Origin of the sequence: Neorhizobium sp. CSC1952 (assembly GCF_030378245.1) — a bacterium.
GTDB lineage: Bacteria > Pseudomonadota > Alphaproteobacteria > Rhizobiales > Rhizobiaceae > Neorhizobium > Neorhizobium oryzae_A.
In genome coordinates this window covers 1,503,678-1,516,627 of record NZ_CP128416.1, presented here as the reverse complement: position 1 = coordinate 1,516,627, position 12,950 = coordinate 1,503,678, and the positions used below count along the sequence as shown (strand labels likewise).

The window sequence follows — 12,950 nt, the reverse complement described above, 5'->3', positions numbered from 1 at the left end:
TCGGCGCCATGCCGTATCAAGCGGTCTTGTCTTTCGACAGGCCCACGCGAAGGTCGGTCGCCTGATAAATGGTTTCGCCGTCGGCCTTCAGCCAGCCGTCGGCGGTGCCAAGCACCAAGCGGCCGCGCATGACGCGCTTGAAGTCGATTCCGTATTGGAGCAGCTTCGTATGCGGGCGAACCATGCCCTTGAATTTCACTTCGCCTGTCGACAGTGCCATGCCGCGGCCTTCTTCGCCGAGCCAGCCCAGAAAGAAGCCGGTCAGCTGCCACATGCCGTCGAGGCCGAGGCAGCCAGGCATGATCGGGTTGCCTTCGAAATGGCAGGGGAAGTACCAGTCATCGGGACGCACGTCGTATTCGGCACGAAGATAGCCCTTGTCGAAGGCTCCGCCGGTCTCCGAGATATCCGTGATGCGGTGGACCATCAGCATGGGCGGCAGCGGAAGCTGCGCGTTGCCGGGACCGAACAATTCACCGTGGGCGCAGGTGAGGAGTTCTTCGTACGAAAAGCTGGACTGTCTGACTGCCATAAAATTCCGTTCCCCCCGTTGAGCCTTGGACCTTCTGTTTTCCGAACCACTATTGCAAGATCGGTCGAAATTGAAGTGACGATGTCCAACGCTTCGCTTGGGGTGGTTTGCGAAGTGGTGGAACATCCATCTGTTCAGGTCCGCATATAGGAAGCTATGACCGCAAACCAGAGGCTTGTGGCGGAAATAACGTGATTTTGGCCATCCTGCGGACAGTATCCTCCGGAAACTATTGAAAGCCCTGGCTGTAAAAGTTATATCGGAAAGTCAAGATACCTTACATTTGCGTGAACGTGGGGAGCTGACGGGCATTATGGCAGAAGCCATTACGGACATCGAGACGAGACTGCGCCATTGCGGCCTGCGTCCGACGCGACAGCGCGTGGCGCTTGCCGACCTCCTGTTTGCCAAAGGCGACCGTCACCTGACCGTCGAGGAACTGCACGAGGAGGCCGTCACCGCCGGAGTGCCCGTTTCGCTCGCGACCGTCTACAATACGCTGCATCAGTTCACCGAGGCCGGCCTCATTCGCGTGCTGGCCGTCGAAAGTGCCAGGACTTATTTCGACACCAACATCTCGGACCATCACCACTTCTTCGTGGAAGGCCGCAACGAGGTGCTCGATATTCCGGTCAGCAATCTGGAGATCGGCAACCTGCCGGAAGCGCCGGAGGGCATGGAGATTGCCCATGTGGATGTCATCATCCGGCTGCGCGAGAAGAAGGCCTGACCCGGCCTGATCCTTTCTTTCCCCTTGATGCCTTTTCGAATGCCGGCCCGGCCACGGTCAGCGTCGCGCAAGTGCTTGGGCTTAGCATCGCCGCCGATCATCGCGCTCGTCGTCCGCGAGCGTCTGCCGTGAACAGGTGAATTTTATCGGGGTGCAGCCGTGAAGAAGCTCTTGATCGTGTTTGTGCAAATGATGGCGCTGATCTTTGCGCCGGCGCTTGCCTTCGCGCAGCAGCAGCTCATCACCGATCCGGAGATTTACGAGAAGAATCACTTCCGCACCGAGTGCAAGACTGCGGATTTCGGGCCTGACTTCATCAGCCGCTTCGACATCAACAACGACGGTATCGTCGATGCGGTCTCCAACCACGGCGAATTGACCTGCGACGGTGTGAAGGGGCCGGCCTGCAACAACGACGGCTGCCCCTATAATTTCTACCTCCAGGCCAAGGAGGGCGGCTATTTCATGATCGCCACCGCGCAGCTCTACGGCTATGATTTCGTCAAGTATTTCGGCAACATGGTCTTCCTTCTGAAGATGCATCCCCGCTTTTGCGAGCGCGCCGATGCCGAGCCCTGCGAGATGCGCGTGCGCGTGCGGGGCGGCCGCTTCCTCACCATTTCCAAGAAATAGTCAGCGCGGAAAGATGTCGCCGATGCGTCCGGCGAAATGGTAGGCTGCGAGGCTCATCCATTCGCGCGCCGCGGTCGTGGTAAGCTGGGCATTGAGCGCGGGCTGGGTGAAGTCGAACGACAGGCCGACGATGCCGCTCGTCCGATAGTCGGCCGGCCAGGGCGTGACGGTCATTCCTGCCGCCCTGAACAGGCCGATCGCGCGCGGCATATGGTAGGCCGATGTGATCAGCAGGCAGTTTTCGAGCCCCTGATCTTTCAGGAGCTCGGCGGTGTTGAGGGTATTCTCGTAGGTCGTGCGGGAGGCATTCTCCTTGACGAGGCGATCGGGCGAGATGCCGAAGGCGGAGAAAAGCCGCTCCGAAGCCTGCGCTTCCCCTTCATAGATGCCGCTGATCGAACCGTCGCCGCCGGAGATCAGAATCCGTGCCTCCGGATGGCTGCGGGCAAGCCGCAGCGCTTCCACGAACCGGTCCGCCGCCTGATTGAGCTCGATGCCGCCGCGCGCGGTGTTGATCTCGGTATCCAACGCGCCGCCGAGCACGATCATACAGGAGAGCATCTGCGGATCCTGGGCGGGCTTGGGAAAGCGGGCCTCCAGCACCTGCAGCGCAACCGTGCCGGTCGTGGTGAAAAGGGTCACAAAGAGGATCAGGGCGGCCAAAAGCGCGGAAAGGCCGCCAAGCCTACGCCAGCCTGCGAAAACGAGAAGCGCAGCAAGGGCGCAGAGGAGGAAGGCGGCGGACAGCGGCTGGGCGAAAACCCAGAAAAGCTTGGAAACCAGGAACATGATATCTTCCGGAACGATTAGATGCGGCGCCGCGCGGGCGAGATCCGCTGCTGGAAATGCAGATGCAGCGGGCGCGGCAGCATCGCCGTCGCCAGGGCCACCACAAGGGCGAGGGCCGATACGAACCAGAGCGCGTCGCTGCCTGCATATTTCGTCAGGAAAGCGCCGGTGACGGCTCCGCATGCCATGCCCGTCCAGGGGATCGTCTGAATGAGCCAGCCGGTCGGGTTGCGGTCGCCGACGAGCCAGCGCCCGATGCCGCGGCCGAACCGGGAAAGCGCACCGGTAACATAGGTAAGGCCGATCGGCAGGCCTTCGATATGCTCGACGGTCGCATTGATCATCCCCATCGACAACACGATGAGATAAAATTGCACGCGTGGATAAATGTCACCGGGAACCGTGGAGGCCGCGGCAAGCAGGATGGACACACCGGCGAGGACCACGAAGGTGCGTCTTGCGGAAACGGTATGGGCGAGGACGATGCCGAGCGCATTGCCGAGAATGAAGACCCAGAGCGCTGAGAAGAGTATGAGCGCGTGCGTGTAGTTGCCGTCGGCGAAAGAGAGAGCCGCGCGCGTCGTGTTGCCGGTCATGAAGGAAACGAAATCGCCGGAAAGCAGGAGGCCGACGGCATCCGTCATCCCCGCCACGAAGGAGATCGCGGCAACGAGCGACAGGCCCGTGACGGTCCTTCGCGTGCGGATGATGCGTCTGCGTCTTGCTCTGGTCATGGAGGCCCTTTCCTCCCGAGGTTTTGCGCGAATCAAGGCATTCAGCCCTGATCCGGAACAATGCCGGTGAGAGTAAAAGAAATCGCAAATCCGTTGCGGAAGCGAGTCCTATCCGGCATTGAGCCAGGCTTCGATACCCTTTGCCGCAGCGCTGCCGGTGGCGAAGCAGGCAGTCAGCAGATAGCCGCCCGTCGGCGCCTCCCAGTCCAGCATCTCGCCAGCGGCGAAAAGGCTCGGGATCGACTTCAGCATGTAATTCTCGTCGAGGGCGCTCCAGGCGATTCCACCGGCCGACGAGATGGCCTCCGCGAGCGGCCGGGGGCGGGTGAGCGGGATCGGCAGAGCCTTGATGAGCGTTGCCAATTCCTCCGGCGCCATGCGGTTGGCATCGGGGAGAAGCTCGCGCAGCAGGGCCGCCTTCACGCCTTCCAGCCCCGCACCCTTGCGCAACCGGTTGGAGAAGCTCGCCTTCGCATCCTGCCGCGCCAGATCGCGAACCAGACGCTCGATGGTGCGGCCGGGCATCAGGTCTACGACAAGCGTTCCCGCGCCGTCGCGGCGGAGCCTATCGCGCAAGGCGGCGGAATGGGCATAGACGAGGCTTCCCTCGACCCCGTGTTTCGAGATCACGAACTCACCCTGGAACGTGCCGGCGCCGGAGGTTGCCGAGACCGATTTCAGCGGCTCGCCGGCGAAGCGCTCGCGAAACGTCTCGCTCCAGGTAACGTCGAAGCCGCAATTGGCCGGCCGGAGATCGCTGATCGCGACGCCCTTTTCCATGAGCCACGGCACCCAGGCGGCATCCGATCCGAGCCGCGGCCAGCTTGCGCCGCCGAGCGCCAGCAGCGCCGCATCCGGCCGGGCGAGGAGTTCGCCCTCCGGCGTTTCGAAACGATAACCGTCTTCCGCAAAGCCGGTCCAGCGATGACGCGTTTTCAACGTCACGCCCTGCGCTTCCAGCCGGCGCAGCCAGGCGCGAAGCAGCGGCGAGGCCTTCATGACCCTGGGAAAGACGCGGCCGGACGTGCCGACGAAGGTTTCCGTACCGAGCCCCGCTGCCCATGCGCGCACATCGTCCGGCGCGAACGCATCGAGCGCCGGGCGCAACCGCGCGGATGCTGGACCGAAACGTCCGGCAAACCTTGAAAACTCTTCCGAATGGGTGATGTTGAGTCCGGACTTGCCGGCCAGCAGGAATTTCCGCCCGAAGGTCGGCATGGCTTCGTAGACGGTCACGGCGCAGCCGGCGGCGGAAAGCACTTCCGCCGCCATGAGCCCCGCCGGCCCGCCGCCGATGATCGCAACTTGCTTCGTCATGATCTCCGGTTACGGCAGATCAGTGCGCTTTGCCATAGCCTCCGGCAGTCGGCGTGATCACCGTCACGGCTTCACCGGCCTCGATGACGGTCTGCGCACAGCCACCAAGTTCCTCGAAGGTCCCGTCGAGGCGCCGCACGGTCGTCCTGCCCATCGCGCCCGCTTCGCCGCCGGCAAGCCCGTGCGGCCGGATCGTCCGGTGCGAAGAAAGAATGGCGCAATCCATCTTTTCCAGGAAGCGGATCGTTCGCGTCGTGCCGTTGCCGGCGGTGAATTTGCCCCTCCCGCCGGAATTTTCGCGGATGTGGAAGTCTTCGAGCAGCACCGGATAGCGCGTTTCGAGGATTTCCGGATCGGTAAGACGCGAATTGGTCATGTGGACATGCACCGCATCCGTGCCGGCAAACCCCGTCCCGTCGTTGAAGACGCCGGCCGGCGAGCCCGAGCACAGCGTTTCGTAATACTGGTACGTCGCGTTGCCGAAGGTGAGGTTGTTCATCGTGCCCTGGCTTGCGGCCAGCGCGCCCAGTGCACCGAACAGCGCATTGGTGACGTGCTGGCTGGTCTCCACATTGCCGGCGACGACGGCGGCCGGATATTGCGGCTTCAGCATCGACCCTTCCGGCACGACGATCCTGATCGGCCTGAGGCAGCCGGCATTCATGGGGATCGAGCTTTCCACCATGACGCGGAAGACATAGAGCACGGCGGCGCGCGTCACCGGTTCGGGGGCGTTGAAGTTGTTTTGCCGTTGCGGGCTCGTACCCGTGAAATCGACCACCGCCTCGCGCTTTTCCCTGTCGACGGTGATCTTCACCCGGATCACGCTGCCCTGGTCGGTCGAATAGGAGAACTCGGCATCGTCCAGTTTCGCGATGACGCGGCGAACGCTCTCCTCGGCATTGTCCTGCACATGGCCCATATAGGCCTGCACCACATCGAGCCCGAACTGCGCGATCATCTTGCGCATCTCGTGCACGCCTTTCTCGTTGGCGGCGATCTGGGCGCGCAGGTCCGCGACGTTCTGGGCGACGTTGCGGGCGGGGTAGGGGTGTTCGGAGAGAAGCCTGGTGATGCCTTCCTCGTCGAAACGGCCGCGGTCGACGAGCAGCACGTTGTCGAACAGCACGCCTTCCTCGTCGACGGTGGTCGCAAGCGGGGTCATCGATCCAGGCGCGGTGCCGCCGACATCCGCATGATGACCGCGCGAGGCGACGTAGAAGAGGATTTTTTCGCCTTGCTCATCGAACACAGGTGTAACGACAGTGATGTCCGGCAGGTGGGTGCCGCCGTTATAGGGCGCATTCAGTGCGAAGACGTCGCCGGGACGGATCTTGCCCTTGTTGGCGGCGATCACCGTCTCGACCGAACGATCCATCGAGCCGAGATGCACCGGCATATGAGGAGCGTTGGCGACCAGCGCGCCGTTCTCGTCGAAGACGGCACAGGAGAAGTCGAGCCTTTCCTTGATGTTCACCGAAGAAGCGGTGTTCTGCAGCGTGACACCCATCTGCTCGGCGATCGACATGAAGAGATTGTTGAAGACTTCGAGCAGCACGGGATCGGCCTGCGTGCCGATCGGCTTGGCGCGGGAAAGCTCGGTGACGCGTTTCAGCACGACATGATTGAGCCTGGTGATCTCGAAGGCCCAGCCGTCTTCCACGACGATCGTCTGGTGCGGCTCGACGATCAGGCAGGGACCGCTCGCCCTTGTGCCGGGCTTGATGTCGGCGCGGCGATAGACCGGTGCCTCGCGCCATGCGCCGCCGGAGAAGAATTTCGTCTCCTCGGCTGTGGCGGGAGCTGAGGTATCCAGTGAAAATTCCGGCTCGTCAGGATCGGCACCGCCGCCGATCGCCTCGACCTCATAGGCTTCGAAGATGATCTCGCGATTCTCGAAGATGAAGCCGAACTGCTTTTTATGGGCTGTTTCGAATGCGGCCGTCATCTCGGCCGTATCGCTCAAAGCCACGGGCAAAGTCGTATCCGTGCCCTGGTAGCGCAGGTGAGCGCGGTGCAGCACGTCCGTCTCGGCTTCGGAAACGCCCTGTGAGGCCATTTCCGCGACGACGCTGGCCGTCAGCTCATCCCGGATCGGACCGAGCGATCGGAGTGCCGCCGCAAGTCCTTCGGAAATCGTACGCTGGCGGGTGGCGCGGATGTCGGCGAGGCCCATGCCGTAGGCGGAAAGAATGCCCGAGAATGGATGGATCAGCACGGTCGAGATGCCGAGCGCGTCGGCTGTCAGGCAGGCATGCTGGCCGCCGGCGCCGCCGAAGCAGGTCAGCACGTAATGGGTGACGTCGTAGCCGCGCTGGACGCTGATCTTCTTCACCGCATTGGCCATGTTCTCGACGGCGATGGCGAGGAAGCCGTCGGCCACCTCTTCCGGCGTGCGGCCGTCGCCGATCACCTCAGCCATATTTTCGAAGGCGGCGCGTACCGCATCCGCGTCGAGCGGCTGGTCGCGATTCGGCCCGAATATGGCCGGGAAAAGTTTCGGCGAGAGCTTGCCGAGCATGACGTTCGCATCGGTGACCGTCAGCGGCCCGCCGCGGCGATAGGCCTTGGGGCCTGGATTGGCGCCCGCCGAATCCGGGCCCACGCGGAAACGGCCGTTCTCGAAATGCAGGATCGAGCCTCCGCCTGCCGCCACCGTATGGATGGACATCATCGGTGCCCGCATGCGCACGCCGGCCACTTCCGTCTCGAAGGAGCGTTCCAGCTCGCCGTCGTAATGGGAGACGTCGGTGGACGTGCCGCCCATGTCGAAGCCGATCATCCGGTCGAAGCCCGCAAGCCTTGAGGTTTCCACCGCACCGACCACGCCGCCGGCCGGGCCTGAGAGGATCGCGTCCTTGCCCTGGAAGAGCCGTGCGGCAGTGAGGCCGCCCGAGGACTGCATGAACATAAGCTGCGGCCCGTTCTCCCCCCCGGCGCCAAGCTCTTCGGCGACCTGCTCCACGTAGCGGCGCAGGATCGGCGAAAGATAGGCGTCGACGACGGTCGTATCGCCGCGGCCGACCAGTTTGATCAGCGGCGAAACCTCGTGGCTGACGGAGACTTGCGTAAAACCGATCTCGCGGGCGATCCGAGCAGCGAGCTGTTCGTGAGCCGGGTAACGATAGGCATGCATGAAGACGATCGCGATGGCACGGAAACCCGCTTCGAATTGCGCCTGCAGTTGCGCCCGGATCGAGGCTTCGTCCGGCGAAGCTTCCACCGCGCCGTCGGCGCGGACGCGTTCGTCCACTTCGACGACGGCGCTGTAAAGCAGTTCCGGTTTGATGATCTTCTTGGCAAAGATGTCGGCGCGGGCCTGGTATCCGATCGCCAGAGCGTCGCGGAAACCGCGTGTGGTGACGAGCAGCGTGCGCTCGCCCTTGCGTTCCAGCAGCGCATTGGTGGCGACGGTCGTCCCCATCTTCACGGCGCCGATCGCGTGCGAGGGGATCGGCATGCCCGCAGGGACGCCAAGAAGTTCGCGGATCCCCTGCACGGCCGCGTCCCGATAGGCCTCCGGATTTTCCGAAAGAACCTTGTGAGCGATCAGCGATCCGTCAGGTTTGCGCCCGACGATGTCGGTAAACGTGCCGCCGCGATCGATCCAGAAATCCCACTTGCTGTCGATCATGTCCCGCCTCTGTTTGGAAATCGATTTGCATTAACGAAAACATTTCGTCGATAAAACGTCAATGATTAGTTGACAGGAAAATGCCTATTGAAGCATCATGCTCATCGAACGGGCAAGGAAGCCGAAAGAGTTTCGCCCGAGTAACCGGCAACCGAGGGGAGCCGACCATGATTTTTTGCCGCTCCGTGTCGCGGAGGACGCCCTATGTCCACCGTTGATACCCGTCACAGCATCTTTCCCGAATGGCTGCGCCGCACACTCGACGGGCTTTACCTTGTCTCCGGCTGGCTGGCCGGACTTTTCCTCGTCGCGATCTTCCTGATCATGATGGCGCTTTCCGCCGGCAGGCCTCTCGATATCGACGTGCCGGCGGGCGACGATTTCGCTTCCTGGTGCATGGCGGCGAGCGCCTTTCTCGGCCTCGCGCATACGTTCCGCTCCGGCGAGATGATCCGCGTCGGCCTACTGGTCGAGCGCATCAAGGGGCCGGCGCGGCAGGTAGTCGAGATCGTCGCTCTGGCAATCGGAACGATCGCGGCCGTCTATTTCGCATGGTTCGCCTTCGACATGACGCGCACGTCCTACCGGTTCAATGATCTCTCGCAGGGCGTCATCGCGGTGCCGCTATGGATCCCGCAGCTCGGTTTCTGCGGCGGTCTGGTCATTCTCGCCATCGCCTTCGTCGACGAGCTCCTTCACGTGCTGTTCGGCGGTTCGCCGCGCTACGAGAAGCCGGCGCCGGAAACCGCCGAGGAAGTCATCGAACGCGCCATCCAGAGCGGGGCCTGACGAATGGGAACGATCGAACTCGTCGAAATCGCCGGTGTCGTCCTCGTCGCCCTGCTGGCGCTGCTGGCCGGTGGCGTCTGGATCGGCATATCGCTTCTGATCTGCGGCTTCATCGCCATGCTCTTCGTACCGGGCATCCCGATCGGCGCGGTGCTCGCCACGAATTCCTGGAGCGGCGGCGCCTCCTGGTCGCTGGCAGCGCTGCCGCTCTTCGTCTGGATGGGCGAGATCCTGTTCCGCACCCGATTGTCGGAAGAGATGTTCCGCGGTCTGTCGCCGTGGCTCGGTTGGCTGCCCGGCCGGCTAATGCATGTCAACGTGCTCGGCTGCGGCCTGTTCGGCTCGATCTCGGGCTCCTCGGCCGCCACCACCGCGATGATCGCCAAGATCGCCCTGCCGGAATTGAAGAAACGCGGTTACGACGAGATGGTGAGCCTCGGCTCGCTTGCGGGTGCGGGTACGCTCGGCATCCTCATCCCGCCGTCGATCACCATGGTGGTCTATGCGGTCGCGGCGAACGTCTCGATCATCCAGATCTTCCTCGCGGGCTTCCTGCCGAGCGTCATCGTCATGGTGCTTTATTCCGGCTACATCATCGTCTGGTCGATGCTGAACCCGGACAAGCAGCCGCCCGCGCCGCCGAAGATGAGCCTCAAGCAAAAGCTGAAGGAATCGGCCAACCTCATTCCCGTCACGCTGCTGATCGTGCTTGTCTTCGCGACCCTTCTCCTCGGTTGGGCGACGGCGACGGAATGCGCCGCCTGGGGTGTGCTCGGGTCGCTGGCGATCGCTGCCTGGTCCGGTTCGCTCACGGTGAAATCCTTCTGGGAAAGCGTCATGGGTGCCATGCGGCTCACCTGCATGATCATGCTGATCCTGACGGGGGCCGGATTCATGTCGATCGCCATGGGCTATACGGGTATTCCGAACGCACTCGCCACCTGGGTCGACAGCTTCGATCTCAGCCCTTACGCCCTGATCGCCGTGCTGACGGTCATGTATATCCTGCTCGGCGCCGCGCTCGACGGGCTCTCCATGATCGTGCTCACCACGGTCGTGGTACTGCCGATGATCCAGCAGGCCGGTTTCGACCTCATCTGGTTCGGCATCTTTCTGGTGCTGATCGTCGAGATGGCGGAAGTCTCGCCGCCGGTCGGCTTCAACCTCTTCGTGCTGCAGACGATGAGCGGCCGCGACAGCCTGACGGTCGCGAAAGCCTCGCTGCCCTTCTTCTTTCTGCTTGTGGCGACGGTCGCCATCATCACGGTCTTCCCGGATATCGTGATGGTTCTGCCGAAAATGGCATTCCCGGGATAACGTCTTGAAAAAGGGGAATGGAAAATGACCATGCACTTCAAAGCCATAGCCCGCCTCGGCCTGACGGCCGCTGCGCTGATTGCCGGTGCCGGCGCCGCGCTGGCCCAGACCGCCTGGGTGCTGCCCTCGGCCTATCCGCCGGCCAACTATCACGTCCAGAATCTGAGCCAGTTCGCCTCCGACGTGGACGCTGCCACCAGCGGGGCGCTGAAGATCACCATCCATCCGAACGCCTCGCTCTTCAAGGCGCCGGATATCAAGCGCGCCGTCCAGACCGGCCAGGCTCAGGCAGGCGAGGTTCTGATCTCGCTGCACGAGAACGAGAACCCGGTTTTCGGCATCGACGTCGTGCCTTTCCTGGCGACCAGCTTCGATCAGTCGAAAAAGCTGTGGTCGGCCTCCAGGCCGGCGATCGAAAAAGCCCTCGATGCGCAGGGTCTCAAGCTCCTCTACGCGACGCCCTGGCCGCCGCAGGGCATTTTCACCAAGAAGGACGTCAACAGCGTCGCCGATCTCAAGGGGCTGAAATGGCGCGCCTATAATGTCGGCACGTCCCGCATCGCCGAGCTCGTCAGCGCGCAGCCGGTCACGGTTCAGGCCGCGGAACTGCCGCAGGCGCTTGCGACCGGCGTCGTCGATGGCCTGATGACCTCCAGCGCCACGGGCGTCGATTCCAAGATCTGGGAATCGCTGACCCACTATTACGACACCCAGGCCTGGATCCCGAAGAACGTCGTCTTCGTCAACAAGGCCGCTTTCGAATCTCTTGATCCAGCCGTCCAGAAGGCCGTCACCGATGCGGCCGCGGCCGCCGAAGCCCGCGGTTGGGCGCTCGGCGTTGAAAAGACCGCCGCCTACATGGACACGCTCAAGAAGAACGGCATGCAGGTTGTCGAACCGAGCGCCGATCTCAAGAAGGGTCTTGCGGATGTCGGCGCCAGGCTGACGGAAGATTGGTCGAAGAAGGCCGGCGCCGACGGTGCCGCCATTCTGGACGCCTACAGGAAGATGTGATTTGAGAGGCGCCGCGGCCGGCCGGTCGCGGCGCGCTCGTTCCCGGGAGGAGAAATCATGTCGTCGGAGAAGAATGAATTCGGCCCGATCGTGTCCTCAGGGCATCTGGCGAGCGGCGCATTGCCGGCCCTGTCGGAAATCGAGTTCGGCCTGATCATGCTGAACCACGCCTTCAGCCGCTGGATGGTGCGCTGTATGGCCGCCGCCGGTGTGCCGGATCTTTCGGCCATCGATATCCTCGTCCTGCACAACATCAACAGCCGCAACAAGCCGAAGACGCTGGCAGACATCGCGCTCGTCCTCAATATCGAGGATACCCATGTGGTCACCTACGCGCTGAAGAAGCTCGAACGGCTGAAGCTCATCAAATCCGGTCGCCGCGGCAAGGAAAAACTGGTCATGGTGACGGAGGCGGGCGCCGATGCCTGCAGGCGCTATGCCGCGGTGCGCGAGGCTCTGCTCGTCAAGTCCGTGCTTGCGACCGAAGTCACCGGCGAAACGCTTTCGGCGATCGCCTCCCGCCTGCGCGCCCTTTCGGGCCATTACGATCAGGCCGCCCGCGCCGCTGCCTCGCTCTGATTTCAGGCGAAGAGTGCTTGCATCAGCGGATGGGCAGGGTCCGCCATGCCATCCAGCACGTTGAAGTGGTGTTTGTCCGGTTCCTCGACGGCTTCCGTTTCGGCGCCGAGCCCTTTCCAGATGCTGGCGAGCAATGCGTTCTGCCGTACGAATTCGGCGCGTTCCGCAGCCCCCACCCAGCAGGTGACGCGGGCGTTCTGCATGGGCTCCAGGAGGGCCGGGCTTTCGGCCAGCGCCTCTTCGCGGTCGATCCGCATCTTGGCGTTCGAGGAGAGATTGATAAGCGGCCGGAGATCGTGCAGGCCGGAGAGCGAGACGGTATTGGCGATGCGGTCGCGCACCGCTTTCGGCAGCGGCGAGGTGGTGCAGATCATCCGCGTCACCAGCTGCCCGCCGGCGGAGTGCCCGATCAGCCGGATCGGACCGGCGATCATGCCTGCAGCAGCTTCGATGGCTTTGCCGATCTCGATCGTAATGCCGGCGATGCGGTTTTCCGGCGCAAGCGTGTAGCCTGGCATGGCGACGGCATGACCGCGATCCACGGCGCCTTTGGCAAGATGCGACCAGTAGCTGTTGTCGAGCCCCACCCAGAAACCGCCATGCACGAAAACCACGAGGCCCGAAGGTGCGGATTCGGGCAGGAAAAGGTCGAAGCGGTTGCGCGGCTTTTCTCCGTAGGAGAGGCCGAGTTTCGCACGTCCGGCCGCAGCGAGTTCTTCCCGATAGTGCCGCGCCGGGTCTACCCAGGCTGCCGGCCAGCGGTCGCCCTGGGGGATGTTGATGCCGTTGGCATAGGCATTGTCCCAGTCGCTGATCCGATGGCGCATCTTCGTTTCTCCCTCGACCCTCTCCTGAATTTGGGCACATACTGGCATTTCAGCT

12 protein-coding genes are annotated in these 12,950 nt (G+C 63.0%); 6 read left to right on the top strand and 6 right to left on the bottom strand.

Annotated elements, in window-relative coordinates; translation table 11 throughout:
• Positions 1-16: 16 nt before the first annotated feature.
• Complete coding sequence (fabA, locus tag QTA58_RS07800) at positions 17-532, bottom strand: 3-hydroxyacyl-[acyl-carrier-protein] dehydratase FabA (RefSeq protein ID WP_085421835.1); 516 nt, start codon at positions 530-532, stop codon at positions 17-19.
• 313 nt (positions 533-845) lie between these two features.
• Between fabA and irrA the strand changes: the two genes are divergently transcribed.
• Both irrA and QTA58_RS07790 read left to right on the top strand, forming a co-directional pair.
• Positions 846-1,262 carry an iron response transcriptional regulator IrrA gene (irrA, locus tag QTA58_RS07795; RefSeq protein WP_085421836.1) on the top strand — a complete coding sequence of 139 codons (417 nt, stop codon included), beginning with the start codon at positions 846-848 and terminating at the stop codon, positions 1,260-1,262.
• A 159-nt stretch (positions 1,263-1,421) separates the two neighbouring features.
• Positions 1,422-1,895 (top strand): hypothetical protein, encoded by a 474-nt coding sequence (locus tag QTA58_RS07790; RefSeq protein ID WP_289672323.1) that lies wholly within the window; start codon positions 1,422-1,424, stop codon positions 1,893-1,895.
• On the opposite strand, the gene QTA58_RS07785 is transcribed toward QTA58_RS07790, so the two are convergent.
• From QTA58_RS07785 to QTA58_RS07770, 4 genes are all read right to left on the bottom strand, one after another.
• Entirely contained in the window at positions 1,896-2,684 is a 789-nt protein-coding gene (locus QTA58_RS07785) for a YdcF family protein (RefSeq protein WP_289672322.1), read from the bottom strand.
• 17 nt (positions 2,685-2,701) lie between these two features.
• On the bottom strand, positions 2,702-3,418 hold the full coding sequence (locus tag QTA58_RS07780) for a YoaK family protein (protein WP_289672321.1): 717 nt from the start codon (positions 3,416-3,418) through the stop codon (positions 2,702-2,704).
• Between the two features lie 108 nt (positions 3,419-3,526).
• The gene (locus tag QTA58_RS07775; protein ID WP_289673059.1) at positions 3,527-4,738 is read right to left on the bottom strand and encodes a TIGR03862 family flavoprotein; all 1,212 of its coding nucleotides are present in this window, start codon (positions 4,736-4,738) and stop codon (positions 3,527-3,529) included.
• A 16-nt stretch (positions 4,739-4,754) separates the two neighbouring features.
• Positions 4,755-8,369, bottom strand: coding sequence for a hydantoinase B/oxoprolinase family protein (locus QTA58_RS07770; protein ID WP_289672320.1), 3,615 nt, complete (start codon positions 8,367-8,369; stop codon positions 4,755-4,757).
• 204 nt (positions 8,370-8,573) lie between these two features.
• On the opposite strand from QTA58_RS07770, the gene QTA58_RS07765 reads away from it, so the two are divergent.
• From QTA58_RS07765 to QTA58_RS07750, 4 genes are read left to right on the top strand one after another with little or no spacing between them, the layout of a single operon-like run.
• A complete protein-coding gene (locus QTA58_RS07765; protein WP_085421842.1) occupies positions 8,574-9,158 on the top strand; it encodes a TRAP transporter small permease in 585 nt (194 codons plus the stop codon).
• A gap of 3 nt (positions 9,159-9,161) precedes the next feature.
• On the top strand, positions 9,162-10,475 hold the full coding sequence (locus QTA58_RS07760) for a TRAP transporter large permease subunit (protein WP_085421843.1): 1,314 nt from the start codon (positions 9,162-9,164) through the stop codon (positions 10,473-10,475).
• A gap of 24 nt (positions 10,476-10,499) precedes the next feature.
• On the top strand, positions 10,500-11,489 hold the full coding sequence (locus QTA58_RS07755; protein ID WP_289672318.1) for a TRAP transporter substrate-binding protein: 990 nt from the start codon (positions 10,500-10,502) through the stop codon (positions 11,487-11,489).
• A 57-nt stretch (positions 11,490-11,546) separates the two neighbouring features.
• A complete protein-coding gene (locus QTA58_RS07750; RefSeq protein WP_085421845.1) occupies positions 11,547-12,068 on the top strand; it encodes a winged helix DNA-binding protein in 522 nt (173 codons plus the stop codon).
• 2 nt (positions 12,069-12,070) lie between these two features.
• Here QTA58_RS07750 and QTA58_RS07745 read toward each other — a convergent pair whose 3' ends face one another.
• Positions 12,071-12,895, bottom strand: a complete 825-nt coding sequence (locus QTA58_RS07745; RefSeq protein ID WP_289672317.1) for an alpha/beta hydrolase — start codon at positions 12,893-12,895, stop codon at positions 12,071-12,073.
• Positions 12,896-12,950: the final 55 nt, after the last annotated feature.